Annotated in this window: 17 protein-coding genes; 3 read left to right on the top strand and 14 right to left on the bottom strand. The window is 62.8% G+C overall.

The features are described 5' to 3' along the window. Positions 1-24: 24 nt before the first annotated feature. From H045_RS00540 to H045_RS00595, 12 genes are all read right to left on the bottom strand, one after another. Positions 25-330, bottom strand: coding sequence for a YkgJ family cysteine cluster protein (locus H045_RS00540; protein WP_004372444.1), 306 nt, complete (start codon positions 328-330; stop codon positions 25-27). A 53-nt stretch (positions 331-383) separates the two neighbouring features. Further along, on the bottom strand, positions 384-893 hold the full coding sequence (locus H045_RS00545; protein WP_015371126.1) for a DUF2878 domain-containing protein: 510 nt from the start codon (positions 891-893) through the stop codon (positions 384-386). Further along, positions 886-2,157, bottom strand: coding sequence for an SAM-dependent methyltransferase (locus tag H045_RS00550; RefSeq protein ID WP_004372439.1), 1,272 nt, complete (start codon positions 2,155-2,157; stop codon positions 886-888). Before H045_RS00550 ends, H045_RS00545 begins: the two co-directional genes overlap by 8 nt. After that, positions 2,144-2,953 (bottom strand): DUF1365 domain-containing protein, encoded by an 810-nt coding sequence (locus H045_RS00555; RefSeq protein ID WP_015371127.1) that lies wholly within the window; start codon positions 2,951-2,953, stop codon positions 2,144-2,146. The genes H045_RS00550 and H045_RS00555 overlap by 14 nt, the downstream gene beginning before the upstream one ends. Continuing rightward, positions 2,950-4,197, bottom strand: a complete 1,248-nt coding sequence (locus H045_RS00560) for an NAD(P)/FAD-dependent oxidoreductase (RefSeq protein WP_015371128.1) — start codon at positions 4,195-4,197, stop codon at positions 2,950-2,952. Before H045_RS00560 ends, H045_RS00555 begins: the two co-directional genes overlap by 4 nt. Next, the gene (locus H045_RS00565; RefSeq protein ID WP_004372434.1) at positions 4,194-4,976 is read right to left on the bottom strand and encodes an SDR family NAD(P)-dependent oxidoreductase; all 783 of its coding nucleotides are present in this window, start codon (positions 4,974-4,976) and stop codon (positions 4,194-4,196) included. Before H045_RS00565 ends, H045_RS00560 begins: the two co-directional genes overlap by 4 nt. Next, positions 4,973-5,398, bottom strand: a complete 426-nt coding sequence (locus H045_RS00570) for a nuclear transport factor 2 family protein (RefSeq protein WP_004372432.1) — start codon at positions 5,396-5,398, stop codon at positions 4,973-4,975. The genes H045_RS00565 and H045_RS00570 overlap by 4 nt, the downstream gene beginning before the upstream one ends. Beyond that, positions 5,391-6,833: a deoxyribodipyrimidine photo-lyase gene (gene phrB, locus H045_RS00575; protein WP_004372430.1), complete on the bottom strand. Its 1,443-nt coding sequence runs from the start codon at positions 6,831-6,833 to the stop codon at positions 5,391-5,393. The genes H045_RS00570 and phrB overlap by 8 nt, the downstream gene beginning before the upstream one ends. Beyond that, positions 6,834-7,760, bottom strand: coding sequence for a MerR family transcriptional regulator (locus tag H045_RS00580; protein WP_015371129.1), 927 nt, complete (start codon positions 7,758-7,760; stop codon positions 6,834-6,836). Positions 7,761-7,763: 3 nt separating this feature from the next. Next, complete coding sequence (locus H045_RS00585; protein WP_015371130.1) at positions 7,764-8,723, bottom strand: YbgA family protein; 960 nt, start codon at positions 8,721-8,723, stop codon at positions 7,764-7,766. Between the two features lie 115 nt (positions 8,724-8,838). Next, positions 8,839-9,054, bottom strand: a complete 216-nt coding sequence (locus H045_RS00590) for a TIGR02450 family Trp-rich protein (RefSeq protein ID WP_004372424.1) — start codon at positions 9,052-9,054, stop codon at positions 8,839-8,841. Then, positions 9,051-10,037, bottom strand: coding sequence for an NAD(P)/FAD-dependent oxidoreductase (locus H045_RS00595; RefSeq protein ID WP_015371131.1), 987 nt, complete (start codon positions 10,035-10,037; stop codon positions 9,051-9,053). Before H045_RS00595 ends, H045_RS00590 begins: the two co-directional genes overlap by 4 nt. A gap of 212 nt (positions 10,038-10,249) precedes the next feature. Between H045_RS00595 and H045_RS00600 the strand changes: the two genes are divergently transcribed. Both H045_RS00600 and hemH read left to right on the top strand, forming a co-directional pair. Further along, the gene (locus tag H045_RS00600; RefSeq protein WP_004372421.1) at positions 10,250-11,149 is read left to right on the top strand and encodes a TIGR01777 family oxidoreductase; all 900 of its coding nucleotides are present in this window, start codon (positions 10,250-10,252) and stop codon (positions 11,147-11,149) included. Between the two features lie 15 nt (positions 11,150-11,164). Further along, a complete protein-coding gene (gene hemH / locus H045_RS00605; RefSeq protein ID WP_004372419.1) occupies positions 11,165-12,190 on the top strand; it encodes a ferrochelatase in 1,026 nt (341 codons plus the stop codon). Between the two features lie 232 nt (positions 12,191-12,422). On the opposite strand, the gene H045_RS00610 is transcribed toward hemH, so the two are convergent. Together H045_RS00610 and algW are read right to left on the bottom strand one after the other, a co-directional pair. Next, positions 12,423-14,516, bottom strand: coding sequence for a TonB-dependent siderophore receptor (locus H045_RS00610; protein WP_015371132.1), 2,094 nt, complete (start codon positions 14,514-14,516; stop codon positions 12,423-12,425). A 107-nt stretch (positions 14,517-14,623) separates the two neighbouring features. Then, positions 14,624-15,778 (bottom strand): Do family serine endopeptidase AlgW, encoded by a 1,155-nt coding sequence (gene algW / locus H045_RS00615; RefSeq protein ID WP_004372415.1) that lies wholly within the window; start codon positions 15,776-15,778, stop codon positions 14,624-14,626. A gap of 102 nt (positions 15,779-15,880) precedes the next feature. Here algW and H045_RS00620 point away from each other — a divergent pair, with 102 nt between their 5' ends. After that, the gene (locus H045_RS00620; protein ID WP_004372413.1) at positions 15,881-16,639 is read left to right on the top strand and encodes a Nif3-like dinuclear metal center hexameric protein; all 759 of its coding nucleotides are present in this window, start codon (positions 15,881-15,883) and stop codon (positions 16,637-16,639) included. Positions 16,640-16,781: the final 142 nt, after the last annotated feature.

The raw sequence follows: 16,781 nt of genomic DNA on the forward strand, positions 1-16,781 counted from the left end.
CTCCTGCAAAGCAGGTCAGCAGGCTCAGCGATACGCCGTCGCAATTCCCTGGCGCTCTTCAAGGCACTCCGGTGCACCCATCTCGAATTCCCGGCAAATCAGCGGGCGTCGCTCGTAGATCGTGCACATCATCGTGTCCCGGTCCAGCGCCGCACACCAGCCGTCATCCAGACGCAGCATCACTTCGCCGCCCCAGTCATCGGTATCGATATAGCGCTCCGGCACGCCGGTGTCGGTGATCAGCAGCACTTCCAGCTGGCAGCAGCAGGCCGCGCACGTCGAGCAGGTGACGGCGGGTTCGTTGAGCTGAATGTGGGGGATGGTGGTCATGGGGCGCAGCTTCCAGCTTTAAGCGACGAGCTGCAAGTAGAAGCCGACCGGCTTCATCTTTTACTTGCCGCTTGAAACTTGTCGCTGGTGGCTGCTGCGGTCAGCAGCGTGAACACAAACGCCCACAGCACCGCCAACCCGGCCATCGTCGGGCCCGTGGCGTAACCGAACTGCACGCCGGCCAACTGACTTCCGGCGTAGTAAGACGCGGGCCCGCCCACCGCGCCCAGCAATGCCGCGCGCCACCAGGGCCGTGCGCTCCAGGCCAGGCAATGGTGCAAGGTGGTCGCCAGCAGAGCCCACAGCAACATCAACCAGAATGGAATCAGCGGGCCCGGCTCGTTGAAATGGAAGACCCCAAGGGCGCGCAAAGAGGTGTCCAGCAGCGTGCCCACCAGCGTGACGCTGATGATCAGCACGCCATCCTCGGCCGACGAACTGATCAACAGCAGGTGGATGGCCAGCACCGCCAGCCCCACTAGCAACCACAGGCTGTCGCCGCCCAGCACGCAGGCGAACCAGCCGCACTGGAACAGCGCCGCGTTGGCCAGCGATTTAAGCATCGAAGCGCCCGAGCAAGGGTGGATTGATCGCCGCCGGCTTGGCCAGCAACAGCTGGGCGGTGCCAATGGTGCGCTCCATGAAGCCACCTTCGCAGTAGCATAGATAAAACTCCCACAGACGCAGGAAGTATTCGTCGTAGCCCAATTCTGCAAGACGGCCATGGGCGCGGCGAAAGTTCTCGTGCCACAGGCGCAGGGTTCGCGCGTAGTGCAGGCCGAAATCCTCCATGTGCAGCAGGTTCATGTCGGTGTCGCGGCTGACGATGTGCAACATGTTCTGCACGCTGGGCAGCGCACCACCGGGAAAGATGTAGCGCTGGATGAAATCGACGCTGTTCCTGGCCTGCTCGAAGCGTTGCTCGCGAATGGTAATGGCCTGCAGCAGCATCAGCCCGTCGGGCTTGAGCAGGTGCGCGCATTGCTTGAAGTAGGTCGGCAGGAAGCGGTGGCCCACCGCCTCGATCATCTCGATGGACACCAGCTTGTCGTACTGGCCGGTCAGGTCGCGGTAGTCGCTCAGCAGCAGGGTCACCTGCTCCTGCAAGCCCAGGGCGGCGATGCGCCGTTCGGTGTAGGCGAACTGCTCTTTGGACAGGGTGGTGGTGGTGACCTTGCAGCCGTAATGCTGCGCCGCATACAGCGCCATGCTGCCCCAGCCGGTGCCGATTTCCAGCAGGTGGTCGCCGGGCTTGAGCGACAGTTTCTGGCAGATACGCTCCAGCTTGTTCAGTTGCGCCTGTTCCAGGGTGTCGTCGGCCTTAAGAAATTGCGCCGCCGAGTACATCATGGTCGGGTCGAGAAATTCTTCGAACAGGTCGTTGCCGAGGTCGTAATGGGCTGCGATGTTTTTCTGTGACCCCTTGCGCGTGTTGCGATTGAGCCAGTGCAGGCCCTGGGTGAACGGCCGTGCCATGCGCGCCAGGCCGCCTTCCATCGCGTCGAGCACGTCCAGGTTGCTGACCATCACACGCACGACAGCGGTAAGGTCCGGGCTGGTCCAGTAACCGTGGATAAACGCCTCGCCCGCACCGATCGAACCGTTGGCCGCCACCAGCCCCCATACGGCCGCGTCGAGGATGTGGATCTCCCCTAACAGGTGCGCTTCCCGTGCGCCGAACACGTGCCGTTCGCCGTCCTCGATCAGCACCAACTGGCCGTGGCGCAATTGGCTGAGCTGACGCAGCACGCCCTTGCGCAGCAGCGCACTGGTCATGCCGTTGACGTTCAGGCGGTTGGCCTTGACCGATACATTAGGGGATTTCATGGCGGCGATCCTTGGTATACCCAACTGCAGTGCGAGAGGCGCCATCGGCGGCTCGGTGGGGGAAAATCGGTGTGCGTTTGAGCAACAGGCGCACGGCCTGCCAGTAAATGGCCAGGCAGGTCTTGGCGGTCATCCAGGGGAAGCGCCGCAGGTAACGGTGCAGGCTGGCGCGGGTGAGCGGCTCTTTTTGCAGGCTCAGCGTGGCGTCGAAGACTTTGAGTTCGCCTTGCCAGTCGGCCATGTGCACACCCAACCGGTCGGCGGGCGGGCTGAAGCTCATGCGGTATTCCAGGTCGGGCGGCAAAAACGGCGACACATGGAACGCCTTGGCCACGGCGAAGTGCTGATGTTCGCCTGCGCCGAGGGCCAGTGCCGGCAGCACATAGTGATATCGCTCGCGCCAGGGCGTGTTGGTGACTTCACACAAAATCGCGGCCAACTCGCCGCGGGCCTCATAGCAGTAAAAGAAACTTACCGGGTTGAAGGCCAGCCCCCAGCTGCGGGCCTGGGTCAGCAGGCAGATGGCGCCCTCGGGCGTGCGCCCCAGGGCCTTGCTGACCTCAAGGCGCACGGCATCGGTGAGGCTCATGCCGTGGCGGGTCAAGGTGCGCAGGTAGTCCTGCTGGCGAAAGCCGAACGGCGCAAGGCGCTGGGTGCCCGCCAGGGGGGAGAGCGCGAGCACCTGCTCCTGTTCGCTTAAATCCAGGTACAGCAGGCCGATGCGGTAGCGAAAGGCGTGAGCCTTGGGCGCAAACCGGCGATGGGCGATCCAGCCGCTGTACAGGGCGCTGTTCACAGGGTTTCCCCGAAAGCCTGGGCCACGCGTAGCGCGCTGACTACGCCGTCTTCATGAAACCCGTTAGCCCAGTAGGCGCCGCAGTAAAAGGTGTTGCGCGCGCCGTTCAACTCTTCCCAGCGTGCCTGGGCGGCCACCGCCGCCAGGCTGTATTGCGGATGGGCATAGGTGAAGCGCGCCAGAATTTTGAGCGGATCGATCATTGGCGTCTGGTTGAGACTGACGCAAAACGTGGTGGCGCTGTCGATGCCTTGCAGGATGTTCATGTCGTAGGTGACGGCGGCCTGTGTGTCGAGGCTGTCGGTGAGGCGGTAATTCCAGCTGGCCCAGGCCAGTTTGCGCGCCGGCAGCAGGCGGGTGTCGGTGTGCAGCACCACGTCATTGTCGGCGTAGGGCATGGCACCGAGGATGGCTTGCTCGGCCTCGCTCGGGTCAGCTAGCAGCGCCAGGGCCTGGTCGCTGTGGCAGGCGAACACCACGCGGTCGAACGTCTCGCTGCCGGCGGCGCTGTGGATCACCACGCCGTCAGTGCTGCGCTCAACCTTGTGCACAGGGCAATCAAGACGGATTTTTTCGCGGAAACTGCGGGTCAGCGGTTCGATATACGCGCTGGAGCCCCCTTCGATCACGCACCATTGCGGGCGATTGTTCACCGACAGCAGGCCGTGGTTCTTGAAGAAGCGCACAAAGAACTGCAGGGGGAAACCGAGCATGTCCGCCAGAGACATCGACCAGATCGCCGCGCCCATCGGCACGATGTAATGGCGGATGAATCGCGGGCCGTAGCCACCGGCTTCCAGGTAGTCGCCCAGCGTCATGTCTGCACGGATGCGTTGCTGTTCAAGGTCCAGCGGCGCCTGGCGGTTGAAACGCAGAATATCGCGCAACATGCCCCAGAACCCCGGCGAGAGAATATTGCGGCGCTGGGCGAACAGGCTGTTGAGGTTATTGCCGTTGTATTCAAAGCCACTGCGCTGGTCGCTTACCGAAAAGCTCATCTCGGTGGGTTTGAACGTCACGCCGATCTGCCCCAGCAGGCGGATGAAATTGGGGTAGGTCCAGTCGTTGAACACGATAAAACCGGTATCCACCGCATAAGGCTTGCCGTCGACCGTCACGTTGGCCGTATGGGTATGCCCGCCGATGCAGGTATTGGCTTCAAACACGCTGATATCGTGGCGACGACTGAGCATATAGGCACTGGTCAGGCCGGCAATGCCGCTGCCGATGATGGCGATCTTCACAGGTCGTCCTTTTGCGGCGGCGGGCTGCGCAGCATGCGCTTGCCGATGATCAGTTGCGCCCGGCTCGGCAGTTTCGACAGCGGCCACAGGGTGGCGATGAACATCGCCGGGAACGCGATCTCCAGCGGGCGTTTGTCCAGCTTGGCGAAGATGTGCCGCGCCGCTTTGTCAGCCGGCCAGCTCAAAGGCATCGGGAAATCGTTGCGCTCGGTCAGCGGAGTATCGACGAATCCGGGGCTGATCACGGTGACGTCGATATTCTCCGGCGACAGGCTGATGCGCAGGGATTCGAACAGGTAACGCAAACCCGCCTTCGACGCGCCATAGGCTTCGGCCCGTGGCATCGGCAGGTAGGTCACGGCGCTGGCCACGCCCACCAGGTGTGGCGCGCGGCCGGCGCGCAACAGCGGCAGAGCGGCTTCGATGCAGTAGCTGCTGGCCAACAGATTGGTGCGCACCACGTGTTCGACGATGGACGAGTCAAACTGGCGCGCATCCACGTATTCGCAGGTACCCGCGTTGAGGATCACGGTGTCCAGCGCGCCCCAGGCTTCGCCGATCCGTTCGCCGATCTCGCGCACGGTCTGGCTGTTGGTCAGGTCGCCAGCCACCACCAGCACCTGGCCGGGATAGCGTTGGGCAAGTGCATCCAGCGGGCCTTGTGAGCGCGAGCTGAGGGCCACGTGGGCACCGCTGTCGAGCAGCTCCAGGGCCAGGGCGGCACCAATCCCACTGCTGGCGCCAGTCAACCAGTAACGGCGGGGCGAGTTCAGGCTCATGCGATTCTCCTTTTCAGCCAGCTTATGACTCGGCCGAATACCGGCAGGTGTTCATAGAGCATGGCGCCGGCATCGAAATAATCGCGATGGCGGTACACCTTGTTATCGCGCCACATCAGGTGCGAGCAGCCTTCCACTCGGACCACCTTGCCGCCGTTGAGGCGCGGGTGGCAAAAACTCATTTTCCAGCGCAGGTAGCCTTCGCCTTCGGCCACCTCGTCGAAGCCCTGATAGTCGAAGCGTAACTGGCTGATATGGCTGTACAGCTCGCTGAAGTAGCGGCGCAGTTCAGGCAGGCCATGGACCTGATGCAGCGGGTCGGCGAAGGCGATGTCCTGGCTGTAGAGGCTGTCGAGCAGGTGCAGGTTGTGCTTGTCGAGCGTGGCGAAAGCCTGGGCGAAGCGGCGCAGAAAGTCACTCATGCTCGGCCACCGCTTGACGGGACGGCAGGCTGCGGAAGGCGGCGAGGGCGCGCTCACGGGATTTTTTCAGGTCGACGATCGAGCGCGGGTAATCCGCCACGCCGAACAGTCCGCCTGCGGCCTCGGGGTTGTGCACTTCCTTTTTATTAAGCGCCGCCAGTTGCGGCAGCCAGTGCTTGATGAACACACCCTCGCCGTCGAATTTTTCCGACTGGCTCAATGGGCTGAAAATGCGGAAATACGGCGCCGAATCAGTACCGGTGGAGGAACTCCACTGCCAGCCGCCGTTGTTGGCGGCGAGGTCGCCGTCGATCAGGTGGCGCATGAAAAAACGCTCGCCCTCGCGCCAGTCGATCAGCAGGTTCTTGGTCAGGAACATCGCCACCACCATGCGCAGGCGGTTGTGCATCCAGCCGGTCTCCAGCAACTGGCGCATCGCCGCGTCGATGATCGGCAGGCCGGTGCGCGCTTCCTGCCAGGCCGCCAGGTCCTTGGGGGCGTGGCGCCAGGCGACGGCTTCGGTCTCGGGCCGGAACGCGCGGTGGCGCGACACCCGTGGATAGCCGACCAGGATGTGCTTGTAGAACTCGCGCCACAGCAATTCGTTGATCCAGGTGACGGCGCCAACGTTGCCCGTCTCGAACTCGCCACTGTTGCTCTGCAACGCCGCGTGCAGGCACTGGCGCGGCGAAACCACGCCGGCGGCAAGGTAGGCAGAGAGCTGGCTGGTGCCCGGTTTGGCCGGGTAGTCGCGCTCGTCCTTGTAATAGCCGATCTGTTGGTCGGCGAAGGTGTCGAGGCGGCGTCGGGCTTCGTCTTCGCCGGCCGGCCAGAGAGCGCGCAGGCTGTCGCTGGGCGCTTCGAAACCGGGCACGCTGGACGGAATCGGGTCGCTGTCGAGCGGCAGCTTTTGCTGGGCTTTTGGCGTTGCCACCAGGCGCGGCAGGGCGCTGTGCAGGCGGCTGTAGCACACCTTGCGAAACTGGCTGAAGACCTGGAAGTAGGTACCGGTCTTGGTCAGCACGCTGCCGGGTTGGAAAAACAGTTGGTCGAGGTAGCTGTGGAACGTCACCCCGCAGGCTTCCAGCGCCTGGGCCACGGCCTGGTCGCGGCGGCTCTCATGGATGCCGTATTCCTCGTTGACGTGCACCGAGGCCACCGCCAATTCCTGGCACAGCTTACTCAGCACGGCGGGAGCCTGGTCCCAGGTCGGCGCCGTGCGGATCAGCAAAGGAATATTGAGCGTGCCCAGCGCCTGGCGCAGGTGCTGCAGGTTGCGCAGCCAAAAGTCGACCTTGCACGCGGCATCGTCGTGGGCGAGCCATTGCTCGGGCGTGATCAGGTACACGGCGGCCATCGGGCCGCGCTGGCTCGCGGCGGCCAGGGCGGTGTTGTCGTGCAGGCGCAGGTCGGTGCGCAGCCAGATCAAATGCATTTAGACAATTCCACGCTCAATCAGTATCTGATGGGCCGCCAGCGGGTCTTCGGCGACGAACAGGTCAGGGATGTCCTGGGTTAGTACGGCCAATTCGGCGTGGTGGATGCACACCGTTGGTCCGGCGATCACAATCGGGCAACTGACGCCGCCCAACAGTTTGGCCAATGCCGGCACGTTCAGGGCCTTGCTCGAATACAGCAGCACGGCGCGCGGTTGCAGGTGTTCCACCGCCAGGGCCAGTTCGCCGGCGGGCAGCGGCCAGTCGAAGACTTCCACCGGGCAGTCGGCGCTGCTGGCCAGCCACGCGCTGAGCCACAGGTGCGGCTCCAGGGGCAGGTCCGAGTGGTTGACCAGCAGCAGCGGCGGACCCTTCAGTTGGCGGTTGGTGTGGTAAATACGCGCGCCGAACTTGCTGCGCAGCCAGGACAGAAAAAATACCCGCTCCATTTGCGCGCCGAACTGGCCCTGCCAGCGTTGCTCCAGCGCCTGCAGCAGCGGCAACAGTAATTGCGCACAGAGCGTGCGCGGCGGGTACAGCGCCATGGCCTGGTTGAAGGCGTCGTCGACCCGGCGCTCGGCCAGCTCGCTGATGGCCGTCAGCAGGTTCTGGTGCAGCGCGTGCCATTCGTTTTCCACGGCGTCCGGCCCGGCCTGCGCCGAGTCGATCAGGTTTTTCACCTGGCTGACCGGAACGCCTCGGTTGAGCCACGTAAGGATGGCGTGGATGCGTTGTACGTGAATATCGCTGAACAGCCGGTGCCCCTTGGGCGTGCGTTGCGGCACGATCAAGCCGTAGCGGCGCTCCCAGGCCCGCAGGGTGACCGCGTTGACGCCGGTCTGGCGCGCCACTTCGCGAATCGGCAGCCAGCCGTCTTCAAGGGCTTGAGCGATGTCATCGGATTCGTCTAGCAGGGCAGCTTTCATGGGTTAGATCGCATTTCGCAGGCTGAGGTTTTCCGGGTGCGGCTGCAGGTATGCCTGCTGAGCGATGTAGCGATCCGGGTGTTGGCGGAAATGGTGCTTGAGTAGGGTCAGCGGCACCACCAACGGCACGATGCCGTGGCGGTATTGATCGATGACGGTCTGCATTTCCTGCTTGTCGTCGCTGCTGATGGCCTGCTTGAGGTAGCCACTGATGTGCTGCAGCACATTGGTGTGGGTGCCACGGGTAGCGCACTTTTTCAGGCCGGTCATCAGGTCGCTGAAATAACAGTCGGCCAACGCCGGGAGGTCATCGCCCTTGCTCATGCTGCCCAGCAGGTTGCCCAGGCTTTTGTAGTGCACCGGGCTGTGGGCCATCAGTAAATATTTGTAGCGCGCATGGAAGGACAGCAGACGGTGACGGGTCAGGCCTTCGGCCAGCAGTTGTTGCCAGCTGGCGTAGACGAACACGCGGGTGAGGAAATTTTCCCGCAGCACCGGGTCGTTCAGCCGGCCGTCTTCTTCCACCGGCAGGTTGGGGTGGCGCGCGCAGAATGCCTGGGCGTAGATGCCGCGCCCGCCGCCGTCGACCGGGGCGCCGTTGTCGCGATAGACCTTGACCCGTTCCAGGCCACAGGACGGCGATTTCTGCATGAAAATGTAGCCGCACAGGTCTGTGTGTTCACGGGCCATCTGTTGGCCGTACTCATCGAGTGGCTGGGTGACGTCCAGCTCGCGGTGCACGGTGCCCACCGCCTGCGGATTGGCGGCATCGCCCACCAGGCGGATGGCTTCACGCGGGATACCCAGGCCGATGGCGACTTCAGGGCAGAGCGGCACGAACTCAAAATAGTCGGCCAGCGTCTCGCTGCACAGCTGGGATTGTTTGTGTCCGCCATTGAAGCGCACATTTTCGCCCAGCAAGCAGGCGCTGATGCCAATCCTGGGTTTTGCGGTGCTGGGCATGGACAAACCTCGGCAAAAAAATCCTGTACAGGTCTCAGGCTCTGTACAACTAATCTCATCATAGGTTTGATGCTGTACAAGTCAATTATTTTGTACAGCTTTTTTTGCGCGAGAGCTATTTCCAGCCCATGGTCCAATGATCGGCGTTTTGCAGGGTTTGCCAGGGCAGGCGTTGGGTGCGCCGAGTCATCACCGCCTGCAGTTCGATTTCCAGAACAGTGTTTTCCTCGTCACGAAACAGCTCGGTGACGAGGAAATGCTTTTCCTTGTTCTTCGGCGCGGTCGCGGTCCATTTCGACAGCAGCAGCTTGGCCGGATTGATGCGGTTCATTGCAGATGCTCGATCAGGCGTCGCGCCGCTTCCTGGCCGCTGAGCCAGGCGCCTTCGACACGGCCGGACAGGCACCAGTCACCACACACGAACAGGCCCAGGTCGGCGTCGGCCAGCACACCGAACTCGTGGCTGCTGGACGGCCGGGCGTAGAGCCAGCGGTGTGCCAGGCTGAACGACGGCGCCGGCATGGTGCAGTGCAGCAACTCGGCAAAGGCGCCGTGCAGGTGTTCGATCACGGCTTCCCTGGACAGGTCCAGGTGCGCCTTGCTCCAGGCGCTGGTGGCGTGCAGTACCCAGGTGTCGAGGGGAGTGTCGCGCCCGGGCTTGCTGCGGTTGCGCGCGAGCCAGTCGAGCGGGCTGTCCTGCACGAAGCAGCCTTGCATCGGCGTGTCCAGAGGCTTGTCGAACGCCAGGGCGATGGCCCAGGTGGGGTCCATTTTCACACCGGCGGCGGCACTTACCAGCTTGGGCGCGGCCGCCAGCAGCGCAGTGGCCTGGGGCGCGGGCGTGGCGATGATCACATGGCTGAACGGGCCATGGTTGCCGCCGTCGGCGTCCAGCAGGTTCCAGTGTTGTTCGCCCTGGAACACGTCGGTGATGCGGCAGCCGAAGGTCACCGGCAGGTCGTCGAGCAGTGCGCGGGTAATCGCACTCATGCGCGGCGTACCGACCCAGCGGATCTGCTCGTCGGGGGAGGGCGTGAGTTGGCCGGACTTGAAGTTGTACAGCTGCGGCTTCCACTGCTCCGCCCAGCCGTTGCTCTGCCAGCGCTGCACTTCGTTGACGAAGCGACGGTCGCGGGCGGTGAAGTACTGCGCGCCCATGTCCAGCGCGCCGGCATCGCTGCGCTTGCTGGACATGCGGCCGCCGCTGCCGCGGCTTTTATCGAAAAGGTGTACGACCTGCCCCGCGTCGCGTAACGCTTGGGCAGCGGACAGACCGGCGATGCCGGTGCCGATGATTGCGATGGGAACACTCATGGGAGGCCTCGTTTTACCGTTGGGTACAGCCTACGCCGACACCAATAGCTGTACAATCTCGTTTTTTGGTATAAGTTTTGGCGTGCCTGATTGTGTGGCGTGACCTATGGTTAACGTCGGTGACTTAACCAACGTTACGTCCGAATTCAACATTGTTCCTATTAGTAAAATAGACCAGTGACGGGCGGCGAACGTTACATGAGGAAGAACCCATGCATATTTTGCTGACCGGCGGTACAGGTTTGATCGGCCGCCAACTGTGTCGCCACTGGCTTGCCCAGGGCCATCGCCTGACCGTCTTGAGCCGCCAGCCGGAAACAGTGGCCAGGCTGTGTGGCACGCAGGTATTGGGCGTTGGCCGTTTGCAGGATGTGATTGGCGAGGTGGACGCGGTGGTCAATCTCGCCGGCGCGCCGATCGCCGACCGCCCGTGGACGCACAAGCGCAAGGCGCTGCTGTGGAGCAGTCGTATCAGCCTTACCGAAAGCCTGCTGGCGTGGATCGAAGGCCTGGCGCAGAAACCGGCGTTGTTGATTTCCGGTTCGGCGGTGGGCTGGTACGGCGATGGCGGCGAGCGCGAGTTGACCGAAGCCAGCGGCCCGGTGCAGGACGATTTCCCCAGCCAGCTGTGCATCGCCTGGGAAGAAACCGCTCAACGCGCCGAAGCCCTCGGGGTGCGCGTGGTGCTGGTGCGCACCGGTCTGGTACTGGCGGCCGAAGGCGGCTTTCTGGCGCGCCTGCTGCTGCCGTTCAAACTGGCGCTGGGCGGGCCTATCGGCAATGGTCGGCAGTGGATGCCGTGGGTGCACATCAAGGACCAAATCGCCCTGATTGATTTTCTTCTGCACAAGGAAGGCGCCAGCGGTCCCTATAATGCCTGCGCGCCACACCCGGTGCGTAATCGCGAGTTCGCCAAGACCCTGGGCCAGGTGCTGCATCGCCCGGCCTTCATGCCGATGCCGGCGTTTGCATTGAAGGTGGGGTTGGGCGAGTTGTCCGGGTTGCTGCTGGGCGGGCAGAAGGCCGTGCCCGAACGGCTGCTGGCGGCCGGTTTCACTTTTCAGTTCACGCAGTTGCATGCGGCTCTGGACGATTTGTCCAGCCGCCTTTAAGCCATAGGAAGTTGCATGACGGATCACGCGTTGTTACTGGTCAACCTGGGTTCTCCCGCGTCCACTTCGGTGGCCGATGTGCGCAGCTACCTCAACCAGTTTTTGATGGACCCTTATGTGATCGACGTGCCGTGGCCGGTGCGGCGCCTGCTGGTGTCGCTGATCCTGATCAAGCGCCCCGAGCAGTCGGCACATGCCTACGCGTCCATCTGGTGGGAAGAGGGCTCGCCCCTGGTGGTGCTCAGCCGTCGCCTGCAAGAGCAGATGACCCGGCAGTGGACCCAGGGCCCGGTCGAACTGGCGATGCGCTACGGGGAGCCCTCACTGGAAACCACCCTCACGCGTCTGGCCGCGCAGGGTATCCAAAAGGTGACCCTCGCGCCGTTGTATCCGCAGTTTGCCGACAGCACGGTCACCACGGTGATTGAAGAAGCCTGGCGCGTGATACGTGAGAAGAGGCTGAAGGTGCAGTTGTCGATCTTGCAGCCGTTCTACGATCAGCCGGAATACCTCGACGCCCTGGCGCAGAGCGCGCGGGCGTATGTGGAGCAGGATTACGATCACTTGTTGCTCAGTTTTCACGGGCTGCCCGAGCGCCACCTGACCAAGCTCGACCCTACCGGCCAGCATTGCTTCAAGGATGCCGACTGTTGCAGGAATGCTTCGCCGGCGGTGCTCGCCACCTGTTATCGCGCGCAGTGCTTCAGCGTTGCGCGTAACTTTGCCGAGCGGCTGGGGTTGCCGGACGGCAAGTGGTCGGTGGCGTTTCAATCGCGTTTGGGCCGCGCCAAGTGGATCGAACCCTACACCGAGGCGCGCCTTGAAGCGCTGGCCCAGCAGGGTGTGAAAAAGCTGCTGGTGATGTGCCCGGCGTTTGTGGCCGATTGCATCGAGACGCTGGAAGAGATCGGCGATCGCGGGCGTGAGCAGTTTTGCGCAGCGGGGGGCGAGGAATTGGTGCTGGTGCCGTGTCTGAATGACGACCCGCAATGGGCGGCGGCGCTCAACACGCTGTGCGAGCGTGCGCCTGCGTCACTGTAATCGAAACTGGCACAGCTCCAAATGTGGGAGGGGGCTTGCTCCCGATTGCGGAGTGTCAGTCACTGCATCTGGTGACTGATCCACTGCTATCGGGAGCAAGCCCCCTCTTATCAAACACAAAATAACTTTGATTTTAAAACCTGAAGTTTCAGGCAGCCACAGAGGCCCCAGTTTGCTGCGCGACAGCGTTAAGTCGAAGACTTGGCGGAGCCTCCCACATTTTTGTTTGTGTTTACAGGTTGAGGGTCAGGCTGACCGTCAGGTTGCGCGGCTCGCCCGGATTCACCCAGTAGGTGCTGTAGGACCGTTCGTAATACTTTTCATCGAACAGGTTGTTGAGGTTCAAACCCACGGTCACGTTTTTGGTGGCCTTGTAGTGAGCCAGCAAATCCACGGTGTGGTAGGCGGGCAATTCAAATCGGGTGCCCGCCTCGCCGGAGCGATCGCCCACGTAGGTAAACGCCGCGCCCAAGTCTGAACCGCGCAATGCGCCCTCCTGGAATTCATACACCCCCAGCAGACTGCCGCTGTGCTTGGCCACGCCGAGAATGCGGCTGCCGGCAGGAAGGCTGGCTTCGCCCTTGGTCACTTCGGCATCGATGTAGGCGTAGGCGCCGATCACCCGCACGGCGTCGGTCAATTGCCCGCTCACTTGCAGGTCAATGCCCTGGCTGCGGGCCTTGCCGATGGCTCGGTTGGTGTTGGTGGCCGGGTCCAGGCTGAGCACGTTTTCCTTCTCGATATGGAACGCGGCGACGGTGGCGCTGAGGCGGTCTTCGAACAGCTCAGTCTTGATCCCCACTTCATAACCCACGCCTTCTTCCGGCTTGAACGTGTTGCCGCCGGCATCCAGTCCGCTGTTGGGCTTGAATGAGGTGGACGCGTTGGCGAACACCCCGACTTCAGGCGTGAGCTGATACAGCAGGCCGGCCCGCTGGGTGAGCGCATCGTGAGTCTGCTTGCTGGTGACGTTGCGGGTGAAATCGTCGGTGCTCTGCTCGAAATGCTCAACGCGTGCGCCGACCATGCCGCGCAGGCGGTCGGTGAAGATGATCTGGTCCTGCAGGTTCAGCGCGTGGCTTTTGGTCTGCTCGAAAAAGTCGGTGCCGGAGCGCACGCCGTTGGGTTTGGGCTGACCGTAGACGGGGTTGTAGAGGTCGATGGCGTAATTGCTGCCGCCGATGGCGGTCACGCGTTCCTTCTTGCGGTAGTCCTCGTATTCGGTGCCGATCAGCAGTTCATGCTGCCAGCTGCCAATGTCGAACAGGCCGCGCAATTCCAGCTGGGTGATGCTGTCGTGCCAACCCATGGAACGTTCGCGGTAACGACGGTTGAGGGTGTGGCCGTCGGGATTCAACGCGCGGTTTTCCGACGCGTCGCCCCACAGGCTGCCCTGCTTGTAGTGACTGGCCAGGCGCAGTTTCCAGGCGTCGTTGAGGTGGTGTTCGAGGGCGGCCTGGAGGCGATTGTTGTGGTTGTCGATGTCACCATCATTGGGTTCGCCGAGGAAGGTGGAGCGCGAAACGCCGGGGGCGGCGACGATGCCACGGTCGAACGTGGAGCTGTGGCGCACGAATTCGCTTTCGACCAGCAGGCTGGTGTCCGGGTCCAGCTGCCAGCTGAACGAGGGCGCGACGAACACCCGTTTGCTCTCGACGTGGTCGCGGAAGCTGTTGTTGTCCTCCACTGCCAGGTTGACCCGTGACAGCACCTTGCCTTCGGCGTCGAGGGGCGTGTTGACGTCCAGCGCGGTGCGATAGCGGTCCCAGCTGCCGGCGCTGGTTTGCAGGGTGGTGAAGGCTTCGGGCTGCGGCTTTTTGGTGACGATGTTCACTGTGCCGCCGGGGTCACCGCGCCCATAGAGGCTGGCGGCGGGGCCCTTGAGCACTTCGATGCGTTCGATATTGGCCGCATCCGGTGTGCTCGGGTAGCCGCGGTTGGCGCTGAAACCGTCCTGGTAGAATTCTGAGGTGGTGAAGCCGCGCACGCTGTATTCGTAGAGCGTCAGGCCGCCGAAGTTGTTCTGCTTGGACACGCCGCCAGCAAATTCCAGCGCGCGTTCTACGCTGGTGCTGCCCAGGTCCTTGAGCACTGTGGCGGGGATAACGCTGATCGATTGCGGGATGTCGCGCAGGGCCGTGTCGGTTTTTGTCGCGCTGGCCGAGCGGCTGGCGCGGTAGCCGGTGACCGGGCTGGTAGCGGATTCATAGGTGTCACCGGTGACGCTGATGGTGTCCAGTTCTACGGTATTTTCTTCGGCGTAGGCGGGATCGAGCAGCAAACCCAGGGCCAGGCCAGCCAGGGGGGCAAACTTTCGAGACGACATGAGAGAGCGTTCCAAGGACGATATTGAAACAATATAACATGCCAATCGAGCGGGTTTCGCAGCGAAACATAAAGTTACAGGTGCTCGCGAGTGAGCACCTGAGCGGCTTATTCCTCTTCTTTCACCGGCGCAGGCGGCGGGCGCAGGCCGATTTCAGCCATCAGCTTGATTTCCTTGCCATTGCGCATCACTTGGATCGCCACCTTGTCGGTCGGCTTGATCCGCGCGACCTGATTCATCGACTTGCGCCCGTCGCCGGCGGGGGCGCCGTCGATGCTGAGGATCACGTCGCCCAACTGCAGGCCGGCTTTCTGTGCCGGGCCGTCGCGGAAAATCCCGGCGACCACGATCCCCGGGCGCCCGGTAAGGCCGAACGATTCCGCCAGCTCCTTGGTCAACGGCTGCACTTCGATACCCAGCCAGCCGCGAATCACCTGGCCGTGTTCGATGATCGACTTCATCACTTCCATCGCCAGTTTCACCGGGATCGCAAAGCCGATGCCCTGGGAGCCGCCGGACTTGGAGAAAATCGCCGTGTTGATCCCGGTCAGGTTGCCATTGGCGTCCACCAGCGCGCCGCCGGAGTTGCCGGGGTTGATGGCGGCGTCGGTCTGGATGAAATCTTCGTAGCTGTTGAGGCCCAACTGGTTGCGCCCGGTGGCGCTGATGATGCCCATGGTCACGGTCTGGCCGACGCCGAACGGGTTACCGATGGCCAGCGCCACGTCGCCCACACGCAGGCCGTCGGAGCGGCCGAGGGTGATGGCGGGGAGGTTTTTCAAGTCGATCTTCAACACCGCAAGGTCGGTTTCCGGGTCGCTGCCCACTACCCGCGCCAGGGTTTCGCGGCCATCACGCAAGGCCACCACAATCTGGTCGGCGCCGGTGGTCACGTGGTTGTTGGTGAGGATGTAGCCTTCGGGGCTCATGATTACCCCGGAGCCGAGGCTCGACTCCATGCGGCGTTTCTTGGGGCCGTTGTCGCCGAAGTAGCGACGAAATTGCGGGTCTTCAAAGAGCGGATGGGCCGGCTTGTTGATGACCTTGGTGGTGTACAGGTTGACCACCGCCGGGGCGGCGATGACGACCGCGTCGGCGTACGTCACCGGGCCTTGCACCACGGTGGTGGCTTGCGGCGCCTGCTGCAGGTTGACGTCAAGGCTTGGCAGGCCCACCCACTGGGGAAAACGCTGAATGATCAGCGTCGCGATCAGCACGCCAGCCAGTAATGGCCATCCAAAAAAACGCAGTGCCTTGAGCATCAAGTAAGTCCTGACAGGTTGCAGGGGGCGGGGGAGCGCCCATAATGTCGCGCATTATACGAGGCTGTGAGCACCTCGGAACCTGATATTTAGGAGTCTTTTATGGCCGTCCCCCTTACTACCCTCGTCGAGGAAGCGGACCGCTACCTCGCCAGCGCAAAAATTGCCGATTACTGCCCCAATGGTCTGCAGGTGGAAGGGCGCCCGCAGGTGATGCGCATCGTCAGCGGCGTGACCGCCAGCCAGGCGTTGCTGGACGCGGCGGTCGAAGCGCGCGCCGACCTGGTGCTGGTGCATCACGGGTATTTCTGGAAGGGCGAAAACCCGTGCATCACCGGCATGAAGCAGCGCCGCCTGAAAACCCTGCTCCAGCACGACATCAGCTTGCTGGCCTACCACCTGCCGCTGGACCTGCACGCCGATGTCGGCAATAACGTGCAACTGGCGCGTCAGTTGGACATCACGGTTGAAGGCCCGCTGGACCCGAACAACCCCAAGGTTGTTGGCCTGGTCGGTTCCCTGGCCGAGCCGTTGTCGCCCCGCGACTTCGCCCGTCGCGTACAGGACGTGATGGGCCGCGAGCCGCTGCTGATCGAAGGCAGCCCGATGATCCGCCGTATCGGCTGGTGCACCGGGGGTGGCCAGGGCTATATCGACCAGGCGATTGCCGCCGGTGTCGACCTTTACCTGAGCGGCGAAGCCTCTGAGCAGACCTTCCACAGCGCGCGGGAAAACGACATCAGTTTCATCGCCGCCGGCCATCACGCCACCGAGCGCTATGGTGTGCAGGCTTTGGGCGATTACCTGGCGCGGCGCTTCGCCCTGGAACATCTGTTCATCGACTGCCCCAATCCGATCTAAGCCACACAGTTGAGGCAAGTGTGGGAGGGGGCTTGACCGTATTGAACTGCCAAACTCGGCGGCATATTCATATACCGTTTCGATCTAGCAGGCTCCCTGATTAGAAGAAGTTGCTGTGCTAGCATGCCCCGCTCGAACACGG

Source organism: Pseudomonas poae RE*1-1-14 (assembly GCF_000336465.1).
Classification (GTDB): Bacteria; Pseudomonadota; Gammaproteobacteria; order Pseudomonadales; family Pseudomonadaceae; genus Aquipseudomonas; species Aquipseudomonas poae.

Coding starts and splice junctions, on each gene's coding strand:
- H045_RS00540 (WP_004372444.1), bottom strand. CDS start 330: ATGACCACCATCCCCCACATTCAGCTCAACGAACCCGCCGTCACCTGC.
- H045_RS00545 (WP_015371126.1), bottom strand. CDS start 893: ATGCTTAAATCGCTGGCCAACGCGGCGCTGTTCCAGTGCGGCTGGTTC.
- H045_RS00550 (WP_004372439.1), bottom strand. CDS start 2,157: ATGAAATCCCCTAATGTATCGGTCAAGGCCAACCGCCTGAACGTCAAC.
- H045_RS00565 (WP_004372434.1), bottom strand. CDS start 4,976: ATGAGCCTGAACTCGCCCCGCCGTTACTGGTTGACTGGCGCCAGCAGT.
- H045_RS00570 (WP_004372432.1), bottom strand. CDS start 5,398: ATGAGTGACTTTCTGCGCCGCTTCGCCCAGGCTTTCGCCACGCTCGAC.
- phrB (WP_004372430.1), bottom strand. CDS start 6,833: ATGCATTTGATCTGGCTGCGCACCGACCTGCGCCTGCACGACAACACC.
- H045_RS00580 (WP_015371129.1), bottom strand. CDS start 7,760: ATGAAAGCTGCCCTGCTAGACGAATCCGATGACATCGCTCAAGCCCTT.
- H045_RS00585 (WP_015371130.1), bottom strand. CDS start 8,723: ATGCCCAGCACCGCAAAACCCAGGATTGGCATCAGCGCCTGCTTGCTG.
- H045_RS00590 (WP_004372424.1), bottom strand. CDS start 9,054: ATGAACCGCATCAATCCGGCCAAGCTGCTGCTGTCGAAATGGACCGCG.
- H045_RS00595 (WP_015371131.1), bottom strand. CDS start 10,037: ATGAGTGTTCCCATCGCAATCATCGGCACCGGCATCGCCGGTCTGTCC.
- H045_RS00600 (WP_004372421.1), top strand. CDS start 10,250: ATGCATATTTTGCTGACCGGCGGTACAGGTTTGATCGGCCGCCAACTG.
- hemH (WP_004372419.1), top strand. CDS start 11,165: ATGACGGATCACGCGTTGTTACTGGTCAACCTGGGTTCTCCCGCGTCC.
- H045_RS00610 (WP_015371132.1), bottom strand. CDS start 14,516: ATGTCGTCTCGAAAGTTTGCCCCCCTGGCTGGCCTGGCCCTGGGTTTG.
- algW (WP_004372415.1), bottom strand. CDS start 15,778: ATGCTCAAGGCACTGCGTTTTTTTGGATGGCCATTACTGGCTGGCGTG.
- H045_RS00620 (WP_004372413.1), top strand. CDS start 15,881: ATGGCCGTCCCCCTTACTACCCTCGTCGAGGAAGCGGACCGCTACCTC.